The sequence below is a fragment of the Streptomyces racemochromogenes genome (assembly GCF_044129415.1).
Lineage (GTDB): Bacteria > Actinomycetota > Actinomycetes > Streptomycetales > Streptomycetaceae > Streptomyces > Streptomyces racemochromogenes_A.
This window is the reverse complement of sequence record NZ_JBBDHD010000026.1, coordinates 42338-64424: the sequence shown is the minus strand read 5'-3', so window position 1 is coordinate 64424 and position 22087 is coordinate 42338. Positions and strand designations below refer to the sequence as shown.

The 22087-nt window shown below is 66.4% G+C and carries 14 protein-coding genes and 1 pseudogene; 9 read left to right on the top strand and 6 right to left on the bottom strand.

Features of this window, described 5'->3' with window-relative positions:
- Positions 1 to 381 precede the first annotated feature (381 nt).
- The 6 genes and pseudogenes from WDV06_RS13240 to WDV06_RS13215 all read left to right on the top strand — a co-directional run bounded on the left by WDV06_RS13240 (position 382) and on the right by WDV06_RS13215 (position 6024).
- A complete protein-coding gene (locus WDV06_RS13240) occupies positions 382 to 1596 on the top strand; it encodes a CPBP family intramembrane glutamic endopeptidase (RefSeq protein ID WP_395509892.1) in 1215 nt (404 codons plus the stop codon).
- A 279-nt stretch (positions 1597 to 1875) separates the two neighbouring features.
- Positions 1876 to 2304 (top strand): annotated as a pseudogene (locus WDV06_RS13235) (IS110 family transposase); the annotation flags it as partial.
- A 318-nt stretch (positions 2305 to 2622) separates the two neighbouring features.
- Positions 2623 to 3114: a hypothetical protein gene (locus WDV06_RS13230; protein ID WP_395509891.1), complete on the top strand. Its 492-nt coding sequence runs from the start codon at positions 2623 to 2625 to the stop codon at positions 3112 to 3114.
- A gap of 309 nt (positions 3115 to 3423) precedes the next feature.
- A complete protein-coding gene (locus WDV06_RS13225; RefSeq protein ID WP_395509890.1) occupies positions 3424 to 3876 on the top strand; it encodes a hypothetical protein in 453 nt (150 codons plus the stop codon).
- Between the two features lie 8 nt (positions 3877 to 3884).
- Entirely contained in the window at positions 3885 to 5120 is a 1236-nt protein-coding gene (locus WDV06_RS13220; protein ID WP_395509889.1) for an MAB_1171c family putative transporter, read from the top strand.
- A gap of 274 nt (positions 5121 to 5394) precedes the next feature.
- Positions 5395 to 6024: an HAD-IA family hydrolase gene (locus WDV06_RS13215; RefSeq protein ID WP_395509888.1), complete on the top strand. Its 630-nt coding sequence runs from the start codon at positions 5395 to 5397 to the stop codon at positions 6022 to 6024.
- A 105-nt stretch (positions 6025 to 6129) separates the two neighbouring features.
- Here the strand turns inward: WDV06_RS13215 and WDV06_RS13210 are convergent, their stop codons facing one another.
- Positions 6130 to 6978 carry a helix-turn-helix domain-containing protein gene (locus WDV06_RS13210; protein WP_395509887.1) on the bottom strand — a complete coding sequence of 283 codons (849 nt, stop codon included), beginning with the start codon at positions 6976 to 6978 and terminating at the stop codon, positions 6130 to 6132.
- A gap of 270 nt (positions 6979 to 7248) precedes the next feature.
- On the opposite strand from WDV06_RS13210, the gene WDV06_RS13205 reads away from it, so the two are divergent.
- Positions 7249 to 7767, top strand: coding sequence for a hypothetical protein (locus tag WDV06_RS13205; RefSeq protein ID WP_395509886.1), 519 nt, complete (start codon positions 7249 to 7251; stop codon positions 7765 to 7767).
- Positions 7768 to 7981: 214 nt separating this feature from the next.
- On the opposite strand, the gene WDV06_RS13200 is transcribed toward WDV06_RS13205, so the two are convergent.
- Positions 7982 to 8446, bottom strand: a complete 465-nt coding sequence (locus tag WDV06_RS13200; protein ID WP_395509885.1) for a LysM peptidoglycan-binding domain-containing protein — start codon at positions 8444 to 8446, stop codon at positions 7982 to 7984.
- Positions 8447 to 8922: 476 nt separating this feature from the next.
- On the opposite strand from WDV06_RS13200, the gene WDV06_RS13195 reads away from it, so the two are divergent.
- Positions 8923 to 9330 carry a hypothetical protein gene (locus WDV06_RS13195; RefSeq protein ID WP_395509884.1) on the top strand — a complete coding sequence of 136 codons (408 nt, stop codon included), beginning with the start codon at positions 8923 to 8925 and terminating at the stop codon, positions 9328 to 9330.
- Positions 9290 to 9835, top strand: coding sequence for a hypothetical protein (locus tag WDV06_RS13190; RefSeq protein ID WP_395509883.1), 546 nt, complete (start codon positions 9290 to 9292; stop codon positions 9833 to 9835). The genes WDV06_RS13195 and WDV06_RS13190 overlap by 41 nt, the downstream gene beginning before the upstream one ends.
- A gap of 220 nt (positions 9836 to 10055) precedes the next feature.
- Here the strand turns inward: WDV06_RS13190 and WDV06_RS13185 are convergent, their stop codons facing one another.
- From WDV06_RS13185 to WDV06_RS13170, 4 genes are all read right to left on the bottom strand, one after another.
- On the bottom strand, positions 10056 to 10421 hold the full coding sequence (locus WDV06_RS13185) for a hypothetical protein (RefSeq protein ID WP_395509882.1): 366 nt from the start codon (positions 10419 to 10421) through the stop codon (positions 10056 to 10058).
- A 40-nt stretch (positions 10422 to 10461) separates the two neighbouring features.
- Entirely contained in the window at positions 10462 to 12201 is a 1740-nt protein-coding gene (locus WDV06_RS13180) for a hypothetical protein (protein WP_395509881.1), read from the bottom strand.
- A gap of 1 nt (position 12202) precedes the next feature.
- The gene (locus WDV06_RS13175; RefSeq protein ID WP_395509880.1) at positions 12203 to 17749 is read right to left on the bottom strand and encodes a hypothetical protein; all 5547 of its coding nucleotides are present in this window, start codon (positions 17747 to 17749) and stop codon (positions 12203 to 12205) included.
- Positions 17750 to 17914: 165 nt separating this feature from the next.
- Positions 17915 to 21961, bottom strand: coding sequence for a type IV secretory system conjugative DNA transfer family protein (locus tag WDV06_RS13170; protein ID WP_395509879.1), 4047 nt, complete (start codon positions 21959 to 21961; stop codon positions 17915 to 17917).
- Between the last annotated feature and the right edge of the window lie 126 nt (positions 21962 to 22087).

Below are 22087 nucleotides of genomic sequence, written 5' to 3'. Positions count from 1 at the left end.
CATTCGATATAAGTGCGCCATTTGGAAGCCGAATGATGCCCAAAGATGCTGATGGATTGGCAGAAGAAGTGACTGTTACTGCTAAAATCGCAGCAACGTGCAAGGGTGTCTCGTACCTCGTTCTCCACCGGCCAGCGACCCCGTCGAGAGGGCCTCCACCATGTCCACGCTTCATGCCGCCGACGACCACTCGCTCACCGACGAGGACATCGACCTCTTCACGCCGCTGTGTCAGTGCACAGGATGGTCGGATCTCCCGCGCCCGAGGACGTCGCCGAGATCCATGCGAAGGGGCCTGATACCCGGGCTGTGCTCACCTGCTACGCCGGAGACCCCCACCGCGGTGTCGCCGCCGCGCGTGTCCCGGGCTGGACGACGTTGGTGACCGGCCACCAGGAGTACGCGCCGGGCTCGACCGCGGACATCGCGGTCGACCTGCGCCGGATCGACGAGACCTACGCCCACACCGGGGTCCGCGGTGCCCGCATCCTCCATCGGGTGATCGAGGCATACACCCGCGTGCACCTGCCCGAGAAGCCCTGGAAGATCCGCCTGCTGCGCGTCGCCGCGCCGAAGACCATCCCCCGTCCCTGGGCTGGGTTCGACGCCGACCCCGATGCCACCGACATCGAGCAGTCGATACCGACGCAGCCGCCTCAAGATCTGCGGCCGCTGTTCGAACTGGCGCGCCGGACCGAGGGCCTCAAGCCCTTGGGGCACGGCTTCACGACGCCGGTCGCCGAGACCGGAACACATCACCACGGGTGCTTGAGCCCCGTACAGGAGGAGACCATGACGACGCCACCGACCACTTCGCGTCTGCTCGGCATCGGGTGGTGCGCCCTCGTGCCGCTCGCCGTCGTCGCGGTCTACCTCGGTCTGGGCACCGTCGCAGTCAGCCTCGTCGGAGAGCCGATCGTCGCGACCTGCGTCCTGGGCCTGCTCGTTGCCATCCTGGTCGGCTCAGTGAGGATCCAGCGGCCCCAGTGGCTCGCGCATGCGCCGGCCCCGCAGCCGCGCGTGGAAGTTCCGCGCTTCGGGTGGACCGCCGTCGGCTGCGCGGTTCTGGCATTCCTCGCCGGGCAGTCGACGGCCTTGTGGATCTACGCCACGACCGGGTCCACGGGCTTCGACACGTCGACCCAGACGAGGCACGCGGCCGGATTGCTGACGACCCTGCTGCTCGCCATGGTCGCGGCTCCTGCGGGGGAGGAGGCCCTGTTCCGGGGGCTGGTCTACCCCTTGCTGCGCAAGCGGGTGGGCATCCTCGCTTCCACGCTGGTCACCGCCGTGGTGTTCGGCCTGCTGCACGGCAACGCCGTGCAGTTCGCCTCGACCCTGCCCTTGGCAGTGCTCCTGGCCCTGATCTACGAACACACGCGCGTGCTGTGGCCCTGTGTGCTCCTGCACCTGGGCTTCAACCTCGCTGCCGCCCTTGTCCCGGCCCAGGTGCTCCTCCCTCTGGCGAACCCCGTCTCCGCGGCGTTCCTGTACCTGGCTTTCGCCGGCTGCGCCGTTGGGCTCTACCGGCGGGTCGCCGGCTTGACTGCGCCGGGCGCGGTCAAGGCCTCGGGAGACGAGTCCGCGATGCAGTGAGCGAGGGGCGGCCAAACGGGCTTTTTTCCTCTCTGCGTTCGCTGCCCCGGCCACCCGACCCCCCGCAGCTGATGCCACGCCCAAGCCCTCCTCTGCCTCGCCGGACGCCGAGCCGACGCCCGCTTCGCGATCCCACGCTGATGAGAGACCCGGCCGCCGCCCGATCCGGCGCAATGCCGGGCGGTCCGCGGGCGACAGGTCCGCACAAGGTGGATGCGCGAGCACGGTGCCTGCCACCGCCCAGGCCGACACGGTCAACGCCTGCGGCAGCATGCGAAGTTGGGCACCGGAGGCATAGGCGGCTCCCCCGGAACGGACGTCGGCAGGACCGACCGCCCCGGCCACGGGCTCACCCCGGCCGGAAGAAGGTCTTCGACAAGCCGACGGCCACCCGGACTCGCCATGCGGCGGATCGCCGACCTCTACCCGGGCGAGGCGAAAGCCGATGCGAAGGATGCGGCAGTGATCGCGGATGCGGCCCGGACAATGCCGCACAGCCCGCGCTCGCTTGAGCTAAAGCGACGAAATCACCGCCGAGCTCACCGGCCTGGAAGCTTCGGCCCCGCGACACCCAGGACCCGCTTCCATTCATGCGAGGAACTGGATGAGCAGGCGGCCGCACTGCGCAAGGCCGGCCGCCGCAGACTCGTCGAGCTGATCCGGCCCAAGGCTCCGCGCATGGCCACCCGGCTGATCGAGGACGTCTTCCCCCGGCCTGCGCGCCCTGACGGCAGCCCTGTTCGGGCGGGCGTTCCCATGGGATCACTCAACGTCGTCGCCCTCGCCGCAGTCGGACGTCACCACGCCGGGTCCCCTCGACGATGGTGCCCGCGGCGCTCGCCGTCGGCAGTCTGAAGCGGCGAGCGCAGGTCCCGGCTACACCAGAACACACGCTAAATGCAATCGACTTGACAGGATCGTTGTGTGTAGCGATATCGTACGAGCTCTCAAGTGGGCTGGAGAATCAACACCTTTGGTTGACCCGGCCACGCTGTTCTGTTCCGTAACGGGGGGTAAGGCCAGTACATGCGGTGGAAAGTTCGCCGCGTCGGCAAGGGGCCTACGATCAACCACCGTGCCGTACGCCGGGCGGCCGGGAACATCGCTGAGAAGGCCAAGCGCCGGGCGCGGCCGTTTGACGACATCTTCCACCCGCGCAGTGTCCGTGGACCCCGACCGGTCCACCGCACTGTTGCCCGGGCGTTCACGGGCGCCGTCATCGCGTTGGCCTCCGCGTTCACCGTTGCGTTCGAGATTGGCGCTGAAATCCCGTACTTCATGGAACCGCGCGCTGGCGTCCTGGGTCTACCGATAGGCATGGGCCTGTTCTGTCTCTGCACCGCTGCCGTCGCGGTCTGCGCGGCGCAGCGGGGCGGCGCGGTCAAGCAGACACCCGGGCGGGCGGTGAATGCCGTGGCGATGGTGCCGGACGTCGTCTACGACGTGCTGCACATGGTCACCACACGTCGTCACGCCGGGCAGCGAAGCGAGGGTTCACTGCACGCGCGAAAGGTCTGACGACTACTTGGCTCAGCCTGCCGACGCATGACTGAGCGCGGGGCGGGTTGGAGCTCCGAAAGCAAACGGGGCAGGGGCGAGGGGGACGCGGCGATGAGGTGGGCTGCTCTACGGGGGACCGCCCGGAGCGGGGAGAGTGGTGGCGGGTTGCGTGCAGAACCAGGCGGTAGAACGCCGATGTACCTTGCGAGAGCAGTCATGCAGTGGCGTAGGGACCCTTCGCGACGCGCCCTCTTGAAGGAATGCGAGAAGCTGCTTGCCGATCTGCCTGTGCCCACTCCCTTCAGTGTCGAGGCGCTGGTCCGAAACATGGAGCATGCGCTGAAGCGTCAGATTCGGCTGGTGCCCTTTGACGACCCGGATGGAGGGCTGGGCACAGCCTGCGGCCTTCGAGTCAGGACGCCGGAGTTCACGGTCGTGCTCTACCGGCGCCGGTCCAGCCGGAACCAGACCGAGCACATCATCCTTCATGAGCTGGCGCACGAGTGGCTGGACCATGGGAGCAACCTGACCGATGAAGAGGTCGAGCGATACGTCCCTGAGCACATCCGGGAGGAAGTCCTTCGTCGATTCCCCCTGGCTCTGGTGCAAGGCCGCGTGAACTACGACAGCCCGGAGGAGCAGCAGGCCGAGTTGTCGGCGTCCCTGATCAAGCGGTCGGCCCGCCGTCATCCGTTGGCCGGCGACGACATGGTCAGCCTCTTGGAGTCCTCGCTCTCCCACCCGGTTGCTCCGCCGCGGCGTGGCCCCAAGAACGAATAGCGGACGGCATGCTCCACTTCTTCAGGTACCTGACCGCGGCCGTGATGACCCTCATAGCCGTCTGGCGATTCCCCGCCGTCCGGTACGGTGACGCGCACCGCCGAGCCCTCTGGGGCGGCTACGCCGGATTCTCCGTTGCCTTGTGGCTCTACACACCAGCAGCGATGCAGGCCGTGGACCGCATCCCCGTGATCGATCTGAACGCTCTCCTGAGACACTTCGCCAGCACCGCCGCCATCATCGCGTCCTTGACGTACGTTGCGACCAGCTACGGCAAGAGCGCCGAAGCCGTGGTGCCACGACACGTCACGGTGTCGCGCTGGATCGCCCGTGCCTCCTACCCGGTGGGCGCGATCGGCGTGACCCTGCTCACCACTCTCTTTTTCACCGTTGTGGACCGCCGGCGGCAAAGTGAGGACTTCCTCAGCGATCACGCAGGGGAATGGGGCGCCGCTGTGTATATGAGCGTCTTCTACTTCTTCCCGCTCGTCACAAGCGCCGTCTGCGGCTACCAGTGGTCGCGGGGGGCGCGAGAAGCCGAGACGATCAGTATGCGACTCGGTCTCAGGCTCATGGGAATCTCGATGTGGATGGGGCTCCTCCATACCACGGCCCGAATCGTCATCGTGTGGACGGCGGTATTTGTCCCGCTGAGTCATTCCACCATGGAGATGCTCATTGATCTCACGGCGATGTGGATGAACCTGCTCTTCCTGATCGTGGCCGTAGGCGCGAGCATCCCCACCACCAGCGTCGTTGCCGCTCGCTGGAAGACGTGGAAGACCCTCTACCGGCTTCACCCTCTCTGGTTCGACCTGGTGAAGGCTTTCCCCGGAACGAGTCTCTACCCGCCCGGGTCGCGCCTGGCCGAGCTGATCCACATGCGGGTCCCCAGCGATGTGCGCCTGGACCGATGGACCCAGGACATCGCTGATGCCAGCGAGAAGCTCCGGTACTACGCCCCGGAGACGCTCCTGTGGGCTGCTGAGGAGGCAGCCGCGTCGCACCCCGACCCCGAGCCGGGCGCCGAGGCGTACTGGATCGCCGCGGCGCTCCGTGCCGCTGCCACCACGAAGCCCAGCAAATACGCGACGAGCCCGCTCCAGGAGAAACCTTTCGTCGACACGAACAGCGAGGCGGCTTGGCTCGTGCGAGTGAGCAAGGCTTACGCGGTCATCACCCCGGGCGACGCTCAAGAGCTTCTGGAGCAGTCTGCGGAGCTGAGTCTTGAACCGGACGCGTAAAACGCTGAAGAAGTCCACTCAATGGGGAGGTCGCGTGAAATAGAAAACAGCCCGCAGGTGCTCTTGCCGTCCTTCGGATTCGGGCGGGGCCGCCAGTCCCGCAAAGAGGTGGCTTGTGCCGTGGGCCAGACAGTGGGTGGCATCGTCTTCCGCCCTGTAAATACCGCCGACCCTGGAAAGCGAAGCGCAGGCGCTGTCGCCGCCACGCGTATGCCGGGGCCGCAGCGCTGTCCGGTACGGGCGGCGCCCACATTCTCAGCACTGGAGTTCCCGCATGTCTCAGCACACCGGCCTCGTCCTCGACTTCGGAGGCGTGCTCACCACACCGCTCCTGCCCGTGGTGCTCGCCTTCGAGCAGCGTGAAGGGCTTCCCCAGGGTGCATGCATCTCGGCCCTGTACCAGGACGAAGAGGGCGTCCGGATCACCAGCGACCTTGAGCGCGGAGCGGTCAGCCAGACCGAGTGGAACGAGTTCGCCGGCAAGAAGCTGGGCGTCTCTCCCGACAACCTGATGGGCAGGATCTTCGGAGGGCTGCGTCCGGAGCCGCTGCTGATCAACGCGGCCGCCGCGGCGCGGCGAGCGGGGATCAAGGTGGGCATCCTGTCCAACTCGGTGGGCCTCGCGCCCTGGGACCTCTACGACGGCTACGACCTCGAAAAGCTGTACGACGTCGTGGTGATCTCCGAGCACCACCAGCTGCGCAAGCCCGACCCCGAGCTCTTCGAGATCACGCTCAAGCTCATGGAGATGCCTGCCGAGCAGTGCGTCTTCGTGGACGACACCGAGGCGTACGTCCAGGCGGCGGAGCAGCTCGGTTTCGCGGGGGTGCACAACAAGGACCCCAAGCAGACGGTGGTCGACCTGTCGAACCTGCTGGGCGTGGACCTCACCGCCGCGCCGTAGCCGTCCCCCGAGCAGGCGCCCGGTCCGGCCGTCGACCACCTCACTGCGAGGTGGTCGACGGCCGGGCGGACGGCTTGGCGGCGCTGTCGAGGCGTGGCGCCGGCGTCACTGCTCGCTCTGCTCGCCCGGCAGCTTGTTCTTCAGCTCTCCGACGACTTCGTTGATCTTGGCCATCATGTCGGCCGACAGACCCGCCTGGTTGCCCCGGGCGGCGAGGCCGAGGATCTGGCCCTGGTGGATCGACCCCAGGAAGCGGATGGCTTCGAGGAATTCACCGGCCGCAGGGCTCAACTCGGCGTCGTCCTGGAAGAGGGCGATGTCGACCTGGAGAGCATGGGCGAGGCCGGCGCGTACTGCGCCCGAGGCGGTCGTCGGGGCTCCCGAACGCAGCGTGGCGATGTCATCGGCAGTCATGTGCGTCGTGCCGCTGTGCTCGTTGACGGCCTGCGCGATCTGCTCGTTGGACGGAGGTGTCCGGCCCGCGTACCCGTGCTCCAGCAGATAGTTGATCTTCTCGCCGACGGTGCGAGGTGCAGACGGACGAGCTTCCCTCGGCGGCCGCGCCCTGCGGAGCCCGAACGAGACGTCCTGCGCGGCCAGCAGCTCTTCCGCCGTCACCCCGTAGGCGCGCGACAGAGGTCCCACGTAGGCGTCCTGGAGCCGACGCCTGCCGGACTCCGCGTTGCTCAACGGCACGCGACTGGCGTTGATGGCCTCGGAGGCCTGCGCCACGCTGAGGCCGGCGTCGCAGCGGAGCAACTGCAGGTCCACGGGCCCGTCGTAGGGAAAGAGGACGTCAAGGTCCTGACCCAGTGCCGACGCGATCCCCGGGAGCTTCTCCCCCTTGGGGAACTCCTCGCCGCTTTCCCATCGCGCCACGGTGGGGCCGCGGACGCCTACCTTCGCGCCCAACTCCTTCTGGCTGAGCTCCTTGCCCCGTCTGACAGCTCGCACTCGGCTGCCGTCGAATTGACGTGGCACATGTACTCCTGCGACTTGGCGGTCTAGACCTCGGCTGGCGATGAGAGAACCCTAACGGAAACCGGCTTGATCGATCCATGCATCTAACGTACGTTTCTGTATCGCGCACCTGATGGTGGGGCTCTGCTCGCGCGTCGATCCTATGCCCTGTGGTTAGTCCATCGCTGAACTACCCGCCCTGTACAAGGCGGGTCCACCGGACCCGGTCAAGCAACGGCCCAGGAACCTGGAAGGATCCCACCGATGATCCAGTCTCACCCAGAGGTGTCCAACTCTGGCGAGTTCAAAGGTTTCAACGAAGCCCGGCGCATCATGTGGTGCTACGAGGCTCGCGCCCGCGTCTCCGAGCGGTTCGAGGAGACGAGCTTCCTCGCTGATGTCAACGTCGCAGCGGTCCACGTCGACAACACCACTCGGGCAGATCGCGTGTTCCTCGTGGCGTTCGACGAGGCCGGCCGGCAGGTCGGCGTCGACACGCTCTACGTCGACGGACCGAACCAACACCTGGACGTTGCTTCCGAGTTCGACCATGACTTCACCGGGATGGACGTCGTGCCGGACTCGCAGCTTGACCAGGCCATCTCTCGGGAGAACGGCTGGGTCGTCAACCTGAAGGTGCTGCGCGCGTACGAGCCCGTGGCCGATCGTCGGGCCACGCAGCGCGCGGTGTTCCTGGTGCACCTGCAGGACATGATGAAGAACGGCGAGGTCCGCGGATTCCTGTTTGGTCGCGGTGAGTCCGATGAGGCTGATGCGGCGTGAGGGATCACGATCCCGTCCATCGGGCGACCCCGCCGGTCAGGCTGCCGGCGGGGTCGCCCGATCCCTGTCGCCGTCAAGGCGCTGCGATCTCGCGACGAGGGGGATCGGCACAGCTGATCCGCGCGTCGAACCCGGGTCGAGTACAGGAATGCCGTGGGCCGGCTCACGCGGGTCCGTGAAGAGACGACGACGCCCTGATGGCACTGTCGCGTCGTCATGCCGGTGGGAGGAGCAACGAGGCCCACGCGTCGATGAAGTCCGGATCCGGGATCTTGTTCGCCTCGATCAGAATGCTGATCGGAACCCCCGTCGCCTCTGAGATCGCGGCGAGCGTATCGCTTGGCGCGACGGTGTCCGGCTTCGACTTCGGCGCGGGCTGGGCCGGTGTGTTCGATCCGTTGGGCTCGTCCTCGCCGCCGCGACCGGGCCTCGAAGCCGGACTCGCCCCGCTCTCGTCCTGCTTCCCCGTGGCGCCCTCGCTCGGCTGCTGGGCGCTGCTGCCTCCGGCGTACTTCTCGTCGGAGTTCCCCGGTACCTCGGCCGGGGCGTGATTGCCCCGCAGTGTCCGGCTGAAGCCGCCGTCGGAAGTCGCGAGCTGCGTCAGGCTCCAGCCGGCGAAGAGCGCCGCTCCGCCCGCCATGACGCCGACCGCGATCAGCGGCCCGTTGCCGAAGCCCATCGGGCCGGTGCGACTCCCGGCGGTTGTTCTCGTCTGTGCCGTCGGCTTCGACGCCGGCCCCTCCGGCCCCTGAACCGTAGCCGCCATCCCTGTCCCCACTCCTCTATGAATAGCATGCCGAGTCACTCGCGTGTAACATTAACACTCTAATCATAGTCTAATCCATGTCGATGCAATAAGGAATTGAATGGTAGTGCGAGCCCTGTCCGAGGGAGTCGCCAAGGGCTCCTCGAACCATCGATCGCCAGGCCGAACGCCCGACCACGCCGTCAAGTGCGAGCCGTCGTGACTGTCCATGAATCGGAGCCCGTGCCCCAGTCCGCACCGTGCGGGACTTGAGCACGAGCTGCTCCTTCTCCTGCCTGGCTCGCCTCTCAGGGATGGAGTGAGCCATCATTCGACGTCCATGCAGACTCGACGATGACCCTCGTATGCGAGTCGACAACGAGTCAATCCAGACTGACTATAATGAAGGTATGACTCGCAACGACAAGGCCCACGGCGGCAGCAGTCCCGGCGCCGAGCTCCCGAAGTTCTCTGTCAATGTCGTCCCGACAGACCAGCTCAGGCGCGAGGACCTCGCCACGGTCCTGAACCTCTATCGCCGCGGCCAGGTCACGCCGCTGATCTTCGGAGACGGCAACAAGCCCGAGGCCGCGATCATCCCCTTCGCGGCGTTCGTGCGCCTCATGAAGTACGACCACGCGGCGCACGTCCACGCTGAGGCTGATTTCCAGGCCGAGCTCTCCCATCGCATCCAGGAGTCCGACGCCTCCGGCGAGGCGGGCATGACCGTCGAGGAGCTGGCCGAGAGCCTCGGCCCGCTCGGTCAGCAGTGGGCGGATGACCATCGTGCTGCCCAGCAGAACAAGCGTCATGAGTGAGCGTCGGCCTGTCATCCGCATCCTGCCGACCGCCGGTCTCAAGCAGGACCTCCAGACTCTCCACGACGCTGCGCTGAGGAAACCTCAAGGACCGGAGGGCCGACTCCTGCGCGTGGCTCTCAACCAGCTGGCCCGGATCCAGCAAGGCGCGCCGGGCACGCACCCGCTGGGGTACATGCCCAGTTATCCCGATCTCTCCGATTGTGAGACCACGTACGTCGGCGCAGATCCGAATGCGAAGCCCTCGCACCGGATCGTCTGGCGGGAGCGCGCGCCCCAGGGCCCGGGCGAGCCCGTCATCCGCGAGATCATCGCCCTGGGTGAACGCGCGAACGGGCAGGCCTACTACATGGCCGGCCAGCGTCTGGGCCGCCCTGTGGGCTTCACTCTCGCCGAGCTGGCCGCGCAGCGCGAGCCGATTGCGAGTCCCTCGCGACCCAGGCAGCGCTTGACCGGCAGTTTCGACACGCCATCCATGAACGAGCCTGACCACCAGTTCGAGTGACCTCCACTCATCTCATCCAGGAAGAAAATCCCGTGATGCCTGCAGGTATCACGGGTGTTTTCTTCTCTGCCGGCATCCCCGACCTTCTCTGAGTCCGTGCTGAGGCGTCGTACCGAAGCGCACCTTGTGACCCTTGTGTTCCTGCAGCTAGAAGCGGCCGAAGCTCGTGAGTGTGACCGCCTCACCGCCCCTGACCGCTCCAGTGCCGTTGCCGATCCGGCTAGATTTCCAGATCTGGCTCGATGCCCTCCCGGTCGCCCTTGGGCTCATAGACGACCGACTCGATGATGTTCCGCGTGTTCGGATCGCGGCGCTGGTTCAGGACCTTGTCGTGAGACTCCTCGAACCGCTGCTGCGCCGCCACGCGGTGGGCCGCATCGAGCTTCGCGCCGATGTTGCGCTCTCCGAACTCCATCATCGAACTCAGTGCCGACGTCGCGCCCTGCCGGAGCGCGCTGACGTGCGGCTTGTTCTGCGCCCGCTGCTGCTCCCATCGGCTCCGATCCTCCGGTGTGACGTAGCCGAACATCCGCGCGAAGCGCGATCCGAACCTGACCTGCTGTCCCTCGTTCTGTTCCTGGTTCAAGCCCTTCCTCCTGCTCCTCGTTCGTGTTCTGGGATCGCGCTCAGGTTCGCTGGAAGTCCTCGGAGTCGGCCTCGGCGTTCGGGCCGTCGTTCTGCGGGCCGGCCTCCTGCTCGGCCGACGGACCCGTAGGGCGCGACCGCGGCCTGAGCCGCTGCTCCTCGAAGAAGGCCCCGGGGTCGTAGACCGCCGTCTGCAGTGTTCGCTGCCAGTTCTCTCCGAGGCTCCGCTTCAGCTCCGCCTCCAGATCCGGGTACTTCTCGTTCACTGCCTCCATCGCGTCGACATAGGCGTTGGAGTAGACCCGCTGCTGCTCCTCGGGTGGCAGGCCGTCGATGTCCATGCTCGCGATCATCACCTCGGACTGGTCCAGGCGGTGCTGGAGCGTGGTGGGCAGCCCGCTGGTGTCCAGACCCTGTTTCTGCGCCGCGAAGCCGACCAGGTAGCCGAGCATGTTGCCTCCGTAGGCCTCTTTGTCGCCGCGGCCCAGCGCGTCGAGAAGCGAGGTCTTCATCGTCTCGGCGAGCTGAACCTGGTGGGCGTCCGCGTCCATGGGCCGGCGGAGTGTGAACATCCCGTCCTCGGGCAGACGCCGGCCCAACTGGTCGTGGAACTCCCCGCTCCAAACCGTGTGGACCCGGTCGGAGCCCGCGATCCGCGCCTCGTGTGCGGGGGCCTTGACGATCCGTCCGTGGGCCACGCCGTTGAACATGGTGCGCAGCTCGGGCTCGTACTCCATCCGCTCGCCGATGATCTTTCGGGCGCGCTGGACGACCTCCCGGCGCTCCAGGCCGTCTTCGCTGATCTGCTCGTACAGGCGCTTGCGCAGCGCCCGGTGGCTCTCGCGGATCAGGCCGACGTCCGCGCCCGGCTCACGCATCTTCCAGAAGGCGTTCTCCATGAGAGCGACCTCGGTCATGGCTGCCGAGTCCGTAGTGAACATCTCCCGGTGGCCGCGCTCACGATGCTGCATGGCGTCCAAGCGCGTGCGCCACTTCTTCGACAGGTGGTCACGCGGATCCGTGCTGCCGATCAGGCGCTCGCGCCGGGCCCCGCTCGGCAGGTCCTTGAAGATCCTCTGCCGGTGCGTGACGCCGCTCTCGGCAAAGGCCACCATGCCACGGGTCCGGGTGTCGATGCGCTCCTGGATCTTGTCCTTGAGGGGTTGGAGGTAGCTGTCCATCTCCTTCTTGAAATCCGGGGCGAGCATCCGCATCGTCATCACCATGCCGACCGTCTGGATGATCGAGTTGGCATTCACTCCGCGCGAGAGCGGCTTGAGACAGGACTGCATCATCATCTGCATGTAGACGTGGTGCATGACGCCGAGATCCTGCGTCCGCTCCTCGTCGGTGAAGCCGGGCACCAACAGCTTCGAGTCACGCAGCGAGGCCATGTACTTCTCGCAGGCCAGCCGCGTCTCCGCCCTGAGTTTGAGCAACTGCTCGCGCTGATCCAGGGTCTCGCTCTCGTCCTCGGCCCGGTCGACGTCGATCCCGTGCACGCGGTCACGGTCGGCCATCCGCTTCCGGGTCTTCTCACCGAAGAATGCGCGGGCACGGTCCCGGAGCCGCTCACGCCAGGCGCGCGCACCGTCCGCGTCCTGCGGCCCCGGCTCGTCGATCACCTCGGTGTCGATCGGCTCGTCCGAGCGCGAGTCCCAGCGGGCGTAGGTGTTGCCCCGCGGCGCACCGGTCCGAAGCCGATCGTCGCCAACCGGAAGCACCTTGGTCGCGCGCCGGCGGCCCGCGGGTCCTGTTCCCAGTTCCTTGTGCTGTGCCATCTCAGTACCCCATCCCGTAGTCGTCGTCGACTTCGGGCTGATCGATCTCGATGCTCGGCGTGTAGACCGGGCGCCTCGCGCCCACGACCACCGCATGCGCGGAGCGGCGCTGCGGGCCGCGGGTGCGGGATGCCGCCGCGTCCGGAGAGATCACGTCGCGCTTGACCACCGAGTCATCGACGGCCATCACGGCGTGGTCCAGGCCGTGCCTCTCGGTGGAGCCCAGCCGATCGAGCTGCCACGACATCCGCACCCGAGCCTTCAGAGCCGCCGAGGACGCGAACTGCTCGTTCTTCTCACCGTCGTAGACGCTCTCACGGTTTTTGGCCGCCTCGACCAGATCGGCGAACGTGCCGACGTAGGCCATCCGGTCCATCAGGGTCCCCCGCAGCGACAGGTCTTCTTCCAGGTTGCGGATGAGCCCGGTCGCCGGGTCCTCCAGCGCACTGGCCACGCGGGCCACGTACTCCGGGTTGACCCTGACTCCGAAGCCGTCCTTGGATTCGTAGAACTCGATGAACTGCTTCTCCCACTCCTCGGCCGTGGCCTGGACGGGCTCACCGTCCATGAACGCCGTGCGCCATTGGCCCGGGCCGACACGTTCGATGCTGCGGCCCCTCCAGAGATCACGGCCGGGGCCCTGGAGCATCGCGTATTTGTGCCGGGCCTCGGCAGCGTCGTGCTTCGCCTGCAGGATCGACTGGGTCACCGGGTAGGTGACCTCCAGGACGGCCTTGAGATCCTCGCCGCGCAGCGCGCGCACGGCGCGCTGGCTGAACGAGCCACCCAGGCCGGTGCCGTGGGTCTTGATCGCCGTGGCGAACATCGAGGCTTCCTGGTCGGATTGGGTGATGCCGGGCGTGCCCTGTGCATCGCCCAGGTTCCGGGCGTAGTCCTCCAGCTTCTTCTCGCTCCCCTTCGCGCCGGTCTTGACGCAGACCTCGCGCACGCTCTGCAGGTGTGCCTCGCGATCCGAGAACGTCAGAGCCGCACCGAACTCGCCACGCTGCGCCCGGCGGTACAGCCCGCTCAGCTCCTCCGTCACCGTCTGCTGGGCGAGCCTGATGTCCTGCGGTGAATCCGAACCCGTGATTGCCCGCAGCCGGAGCCGGTTGGCCTCGCTCCGCGAACTCTCCAACTCATGAGCCATTCGTGCGTTCTTGGAGAGCGCGACCTGTGTGTCCAGCGACACCTGCATGGCCAGCGGGTGTGAACCATCGCCCTTGACCACTCCGGTGTCCAACAGGTTGGCCGGCACCGAGAGCTTTGCCAGGGCTTCAGCCTTGGCCGCTTCGCTGTGCAGCTTCACCACGGCGACGGCATCACCGTCGAAATCGCCGTCAAAGCAAGCGTCCATTACCGGGTTGATCGCCGCGCCGGTGAGCCGGTCGTCGATGGCGACCCGCATGTAGCGCACACCGGCGTCACGGAGCACCGGGTCACGCCACACCAGCGCGTGGTCGCCTTCGGTGAGCCCCAACTTCGCAGCCTTGACCGAGCTGAGCGCGACTTGGTCGACGTCCAGCCGAGGGTCTGCGGTCCACACCATCGTCGCCGAGTCGGTGAGCCGTGAGGACATCAGCCCGGTCTTGAAGATGTTGCTCGTGCCCGTCAGCACTCGGTTCTGGACGTCGGTCGTGATCGCTTCGAAGGCACGCTGAGCGCGCGAGACCGATTCGCTCATGCCGCGACGCACCTCGGCGCGCTTCTCGGCGGACAGACCCTGGCCGTCCAGCTGCTCGGCCATGTAGCGGTAGCGGCAGGCCTCCACGAAGACGTCCTGGTAGCTGCGGGTGTAGTCGTGCGTGACGGAGGACCCATCCTCGAACTCCTGACCACTACGCAGATGCGAGGACATCACCGGCAGCTTCCACGAGCTCGTGCTCGCCGTCTCGGTCTGCTCGCCGGTCGGATACGTGAGCGGAAACGGGATCTCCATGTCGCCACCGCGGTCGCCGATGAGGTCGCCGAAGGACTTGCGCATCGCCATGGTGTTCAGTCCCGGGAGCTGGCCCGCCTTGCGCGGCTGCGTGCGCAGCAAGTCCGGCATCGGGATGAACCGACGCTCGGTTCGCTCGTCGAGGCCCTCGGCCTGGCCGATCACGCGCAGCGTGCCGTCAGCGTCCATGTCCATGCCGGATACCAGCAGGTACTCGCGCAGGCTCGACTCGGCGCCGCTGTTGTGGCCGTAGAACTCGCGCATGATCGCCGGACAGTCCTGAGACTGCAGCGCCCACGCCAGTTGAGCGGAGGCCTTACGGCCCTTGCCGGCACGCACCTGCTCGTCGTCGTAGATCTTCGTCTTCTCGTCGACGGCCATATGGGTGACCACGAAGCGCATCTCGCCCAGGGCACTCGGCCGCAGTTCTCCGTTGGGCGAGCGCAGATCGGAGACGTTCCCGCTCATCAGCTCGCGCGCCGAGCCCGCGTTGCGCCGGGAGATGAGGCTGAACGGGCTCATCACCACGTCCAGATCCGGGTTGGCCCGGAACCAGTTGACCTCTTCGACAACGGCCTGCTGCCGCGCGTCGTGCAGAGGCATGTCCCGGTCGACGATCAGCGAGATCACGCCCTTGTTGCCGTGCAGATCCGAGATCTTGTCGCCCACGACGAGAGCGCGCTCCCGACCGCCGGCCCCGCGGATGCGGTGGCGCCCGGCGAATTCCTTCGACACCACGATCGGGTCGTCAGCCGTCCAGCCGCCGAAGGTCATCAGCGCCGTCTTCGCCGGCGCGGTGACCTCAGAGGACTGCATGATCGTCGAGGCCGTCATCTGCTGACGGTCGAACGGGTCGTACCGCAGCGTCTCCAGCTCGGGGAGAGCCATGAGCGGCGCACGCCGTCCGGCCACGCTCTCGTCGCCCGGCACGATCCGACCATCGCTGTCGACCTGGGCCTGAGTGGTCAGGTACCGCACGATGCCCTGGTTGGTCCCGCCTCCGGTCATCACCGGGTCGAAGTAGCCGCTGGGCGCTGCCACGTTGTTCCGGTCCTTGCCGGTGAGCACCGCCATGTTCCGCCCGCCGGTGAGCCGCCAGGCGTCGAAGTGGTTGTCATCAGCCGGGTCGGTTCGGTCGCGCTGGGCCCTGTACTCGGCGTAGACGGTCGAGCCGGCCTTGACCTCGTTGGAGTAGCGCACACGGCGCGCCTCGGTCTGCAGGATCGCTGCCGCCCACTCGTCCAGGTGTGCCCTGATCTCGCCGGTGGACTCGTCCCGCCGGTACGTGGTGGCGCGCTCGATGTAGTCGATGGGGTGCTTGGTGCCGTAAAGCTGTGAGTAGACCGAGTTGAGCGAGGAGGGCTCGCCGGTCTCGCTCCGCCCGGTGATGACGTCACCGGCGATCTGGTACTGGATGCGCTCGTGCATGAGCTGCTCGTAGCCGCGCAGGCGCGTGCGCTCCTCGACCGAGGTCGGAGCCTCGCCCGGAGTCTGGGCCGTGATCGTGGCCTCGTAGCCGGGCACGATCAGGGCGTTCTGCCCGCCGGCGAAGGCGGTGGTGATCTCGCCGTACTCGCCGACATCGAACACCTGGCCGATCTCGCCCGAGATCGGAGTTCCCTTGCCGTCACGGCGAAGCTTCTCGCCACTCCAGCGAATGACGCCGTGATCGTCGACCAGGATCTCGGCGACTGTCGCCGCGTTGCGCTCGATGCTCTCGCGCACCGTGACCCCGATACGCCGCATGAACGCGGATTCGTGATCGGCGATCGGCACCGAACGCTCGGCGTTGAAGCGGACGAGCCGGTCCTTGAACCGGGTCGTCTGGAAGGTCGAGCCCATCATCTCGTCAGGGGAGATCTCGCAACGACGAAGCGCTGAGGCGAGGTTGTCGAGGTTCGACCACTGCCCGGTGGGGCTGGTCATGTATCGCGCCACCCGCTCCGGGTTGAAGCGCTGGTCGACCCACTCGCCGTCGAGGTCGTGGGGCTGCGCCTCCCAGGTCCCGATGAGTTCGAAGGGAACGTCCTCAGCGTGCTGCCGGACCTTCCCGACGGCGGTGCCACCGTAGACAAGGTTGCCCATCTCGGGCGCCTCCTCGGCCTGCAGCTCGCCGATCCCCTCCAGCCGTTGCTGGTACATCTCTTCGGTCGCACCCGGGCGCAGCAGTTCGCTGTGCGCGCCTGTGAGCACGTCCCAGTACGAGCGCTGGATCGCAGCGACCTCGGAGTCAGCCGAGTACTCCGGCGGTTCGATCGCATCCAGCTGTCCGCCGGTTCGCTCCAGCTCCGACTCGGCACGGGCAATGAGTTCCTCGACGCCGAGGGCTGCCCGCAGGTTCTCCCGAGCGCTCTCGACGGCGGTCTTCGCATAGGCCGCGGCCGACTCGGCGTCGAGGAAGAAGGCCGGCAGTGAGCGGTTCTTCGCGTCCCGGCGCAGCATCACCTTCGAGCCGGGCCGAGGGCCGGACTCACCGGGGGCCACGTAGTCGCCGACCACGAACATCGACTCACGGTCAAGGTGGTAGCTGTCGGGCACATCCACCACCATGCGGCCACGGCCGGGCTCCTGGTGCGTCGCGCCGGTCTCGCCGGCGGCGCGCCCCGGAAGATCCGTACGCTCGACGCGATGTCCCTGGGCGAAGCGCAGGAGCTGGACGGCCTCCGCCGGCGAGGGAGAGTAGACCGCCATGCCGCCGGGAACCCGGTGGTTCGTCGAGTAGCGCAGCACGGTGCCGTTGTCGTATATCCGAGCTCCGGCGTACTCCTCCTGGCGTGTGTCGATGAGGCGGATCTCCATGCCGGTCCCAGCGATCTTCGCCTTGATCTGACCTGGCTCGCGGTCGCGCATCACCGCGTAGGACACGCCCTGGGCCTTCAGCTCTTCGAGCAGTGCTGCCGAGCGCGCCACGGCGCGCCGGGACATGAAGCGGTTGCCGTCGACGCGGTTCGTCTGCGGGTTCCGGCCGCCGTCGATGACCCACTCGCGCACCTGGGCGTACTCCTGCCGGCTCATCTTGTCCATGAGCGCGGTGAGTCCCGCGGCGTCGTCGTTCGTCATCGCGCGGCCTGCCTCGAACGGCCGGCCGTTGCCGTCGATGCACCAGAGCACCATGTTTCCGCGCCGCGGGTCGGCCAGGGTCTCCACCTCGCCGCCGGCCACGCGTCCGATCGTCTCGTCCGGCAGGTACAGCAGCGCGGTTCCGGCGCGCTTCACGGTCGCGCGTTCGGACCAGTCGGGGTCATAGGGGCTGATCGGCAGCCGGGCCGACTGGGAGTCGACCTGGGCACCGACACCGGTGACGCGGGTGAACTCCCGCTGCAACTGCTGATAGCGCTCGTTCCGGGGGGAATGATCACCGAACTGCGGCTCGTAGTCGGACACCCTCTCCGCGAACGCCTGGTCGATGGCGGAGAGGCAGTCCGCGATGCCCAGCCGGGGGTCGGCCAGTGCGGTGCCCCGCCGGCCGAGGATGTCGTCGACTCGGACGCGGATCGCCTTGGCCTGAGAGATTGGAATGACCTGTCCGGCCTGCACCCGGGCCTGCTCGACTGCCTTGTAGTAGACGTACTCGTAGAAGTACTTCCGCAGTCCGCGTGCCTTCTTCATAGTCAATCAGCTTCCTGTGGACGCTCCGGCTTGCATAGAGCTTACATCGCCTATCGAAAGAGAGTGGGAAGCTATTCGACAGGTCAGTGCCGGGGCTGTCCATCTTGGGGGAGAGAGGGCCTCGGCACTGGTTGTGATCCTTGTCCGACCCCCAGCGGCCACCGGCTACTTCGAGTTCATCTCGATGGCCATCGCCCTGTCGAACCGGCCGTCGGCCAGCACCTCCCAGCTCGGCAGCGAGGCCAAGTACTGGTAGAAGGCCGAGTGGACCTTCACCGTCGCCAGCGACTTCAGGTCCTCCTCGGTGACGTCCTCCTCCGCGAACACCCGCGAGTCCACGTCCTTCACGTGACCGTTGATCCGGCGGGCGGCCTCGGCGTATGCGTCGGAGCGGATCCGGCTGATGTAGATCTGAGACCCATCGGCGCTGCGCAGTTCGCCGCCGCCGCCGACCGAGAAGTGCTCGCGATCCTGTTCCAACTCGGTCTGCGCGGACTTGTAGGCCTCAGCGATCTCGATGTCCAGGCTTTTGACCTTTGCCGAGCCGTCGGGATTGACCAGCATCTCCTTGCTGATCGTCCCCTCCGCGTAGAGCAGACGCTGCCGCTCGACGCTGACCGCCTGACTCTCGGCGACTGCGACACCGACCTCGACGTTCTCAATGAACTGGTCCTCGTCGAACATGCTCATCCCCTCGTACTCGTCGGGGTCGACGACCACCGGAGCGTTGGGGTCATGGCCCTCGTCCACCGTGGTCATCGTCGTGATGACCTCCATGACTTCGTCGGCGTAGACATCCGGGTCCAGGCGCTCGATGTCGACCTCCCGGTAGCCGTAGATCTCCTTGTACTGCGCCTTCGCGTCCGCGGCCTTGACCGCCTGCCGCATGCGCTTCTCCAGCATCTTCACGAAGTCCGGCTGGTTCATCCGCACGTCGAAGTCCACGGCACTGGACAGCGTCGGGATCGTCTGCAGTGAGTACGTGTGCCCCGGGTGCCTGATCGTGTCCCTCAGTAGCCGGACCGACATCGGCAGGATCGTCTGGTTGCGGTTCCAGATCGGCGCATCGCCGGCCCGGAACACGATCGAGTTGCGCGGCGAGAGGAAGGCCATGTCGTTGTAGCTGATCAGCGGCTCTTCCTTGGTGCTCATCGTGTAGGAGACCCGGCCCTCGGTCTTGCCGCCGATGACCTTGTCGAGATCCTGGCTGATCTGCTTGCTGTCCCTGTACGAGCGGTGAGTCTTGCCGCTCATCTTCTCCAGCGTCTCGATCATCGAGTCGTCCGTGGATTTCAAGAAGACGATGTTCGAGGTGTTGCCCTGCACGATCTTGTCGACGCTCTCGCCGTAGACGTCTCGCAGTTGCTGCAGGGTCTGCAGGATGAGCGTGAACTGCTGCTCCTGGCCCAGGCCGATGGAGAGCATCGTCGCGAAGCCGTCGATGCCCTTGCCCTCCGACTGCAGGTTGCCGAGCTCGTCGAGCATGAACCGCGTGCGGTAGAGCGGCTTCTGGTTCGACTTCGTCATGTACGACTGGTCGGCGCTCACGTCGAACAGCTGCTTGACCAGAATCAGGATCAGTTTCGCGTACTTCATCAGGTGAGGCGGAGTCACCAGGAACAGCGCCTTCGGGGACTCCGAGTAGCGAGACAGTTTCTGCGTGATCGCCCGTGCCTGATACGAGACCTTCTCCGGGTTGCCGCCGCCGGAGAAGTCGAGTCGCGTGTCCGGGTAGAGCGTGTCCCCGGCCTGGAAGGACAGGATCTTCCCGTCCCGAGTGCCACCCTCACGCACCGGCTTCAGCTCGCGCATCACGCCGTTCTTCACGATCTTCTTGCCCGTCACCGGCTCGACCACGTAGTGCCGGCCATTGAGCGAGACCTGGTGGGTCTTCGTGAAGCTGAAGTAGAAGGTGCGCAGCAGCATCTTCGTCTGTGGGTTGACCAGCTCCAGCTTGAGCCAGGCTTCGGCGCCGGGGAACCTGCCCTTGAAGTTGTACCGGGCCCAACCTTCGCGGCCGACGATCTCCTCGTGCTCGAAGTCCTTGCCGAGGTTCCTGGTGAACATCGGGTCCGCGTAGGCGGACCACACGGCCTGTTGACCGACGAGGTGATCGCGCTTGACGTAGTTCGGCGCGAAGCGCACGCCGAGCCGACGCGGGAAGCTCAGGCCGGCCAGGTCGGTGTTCTGCGACGGCTTGCCCGAGGTCAGCGTCGAGATCGTGGGGTCGGTGAAGAACGACATGGCGGTGATCGCGATGCCGTACACAGAGGCGAGCATCTTCTCTGCGCCTGCCATCGAGCGCAGCGCGTTGTGGGCGTTGCCCACCATCGTGCGCATGTTGTTGCGGGGCAGCGCTTCGCTCGCGTTGAAGTACAGGCTGAGCATGTCCTGATCGGCCTTGCCTTCCCACATGAAGGCCCGGGACGCAGCCTTCTCCTGCTCCTCGGCCAGGGCGTCCGCGTCGTTCTCGAACTCGCCTGCCTTGACCCGCTTTTCCAGTTCGGCCTCAGGGTTTTTGATCTTCTTCGAGCTCATCTGCACAAAGAGCTGGTAGCAGTTGTAGAGCGTGACCTTGCCCCAGAGGTCATCGAGCTTCTGCTCAAGCAGCGCCGGGTCCATGTTCAGCACGGCTGCGGCGCTGCGCAGCTCCCGTTCCTCTTCGAGGTAGAAGTCGATGAGTCCGTAGGCCGCGCGCTTGAAGGCGTTGTTGGCGGCATTGGGCCAGACCGGGTCCTCGCCGCCGTCGAGCGGAAAGAAGATCCCGGCGATGTTCTCCACATACAGTGCGCACTTGGTGAAGTTGCCTTCACGCGCTGCGTCGGCCGCCAGCCCCAGGGGGTTGTAGATGTCGGTCTTCATGGAGTTGATCAGGTTGAACTGCACCGGTTCGAACCCCCGCGTGACCAGGGGCACGTAGTTCTTCACCAGCAGCTCGCCCTTGGGGTCGTTGATGACCATGTTCGAGGGCTTCTTCTCGCGCGACCACATGTCGATGACCGGCTCGATGTACGTCTGGCCCTTACCCGCTCGGGTGATGGCCAGCACCATGGTGTTCACCGGCGCGGTATCGACTACGTACGCCCCGGCAGGGCGCTGGACCTCGTACTCCGGGAACGTCCAGTCCTCCTTGATCAGGGCAGCGACGGTCTTGTGCGTGCTCGATCCGAAGCCGAGTTTGTCCCGGTTCTTGCCGTCAGGGTTGTACGGGATGCGTGTGGCGTCGTACTTCTGCCGCAGGGTCTTGTCATCGGGGAGGCCGGAAGCCTCGAACAGCTCGTCGCCGAAGACTTCGTCGATGATCGGCAGGGTCCGCGTCAGCGGACTGCCTTCGTCGTCGTCCATGACCTCGCCGGCGTAATAGACGAGGTTCCCCTCCTCATCGGTGACGTCCTCCTTGGCGCGCTGGGCGACCTCGACGGTGCCCAGACCCTTCTGCCTGAGCATCATGTGGCTGAGCATCGAGCTGACCTGCACGCTGGAGTGAGCACCGGCGTCAGGGAACCAGTCGTAGTTCTGCTGGATCTCTTCCGGCAGAGCGATGTGCTGGTCGTTCTGGTACTGGTTGATGTCGCTCGTGGTGTTCATCAGGTTGGCCGCGGCGACCCTCCGCGAGAACCACGTGCCGATGGCCAGGGCGACCATCAGACCCGAGCCCAGCGTGATGAAAAGCTTGAACCCCGAGACCTCGGCCAGCTGCTCTCCGACCGTCGTCGCGCTCTTCTTGGGCTCAGCCGGCCTGCCGCCGCCGAGCTTGCCGTCCTTCGCCGCGGTAAACCAGACGGGGACCGGAACAGCCTCAGCGCTGGGGTGACACTTCGCCTTCACGTCCGGGTTGCCGTCCTGGGTCAGGGGTCGGTAACACTTCACGACCGAACCGCCCGCACCCGTCATGGTGTCCTGAACGTAGTACGCACTCGGCGTGCCGCTGCCGCTGCCGGACACACCCGAGCCCACGAACACGCCCACCGAGAGCACCGCCGCGGCGATGAACGAGTAGAGGACCCAGGCAACCACCGTCACCAGCACTCCGGTAATCACCGCGACGACGATGCCCGGTCTGGTCGACCTCAGGGTCAGGAACTTGCTGCGGTCCAACTGCTGGTTGTCGTGGACGTCTCGGTTCGTCAGCGTCTCGCCGGGCTCCCGCGCCGAGATCTTCTCCCAGCTGCTCGCCTTCGGCCGTGCCGCCTTCCGTCTGTTCGTGGCCATCGTGATTCCTTACTCTCGACCCTCGCCCATTTCGCTGTCCCGCTGTCCGTTGCGCCCGGCTGCGCAGACGACGACGGCGCATGGGGAACGCCCCCCGTGCGCCGTCAGATCACCCCGTCGGTCATG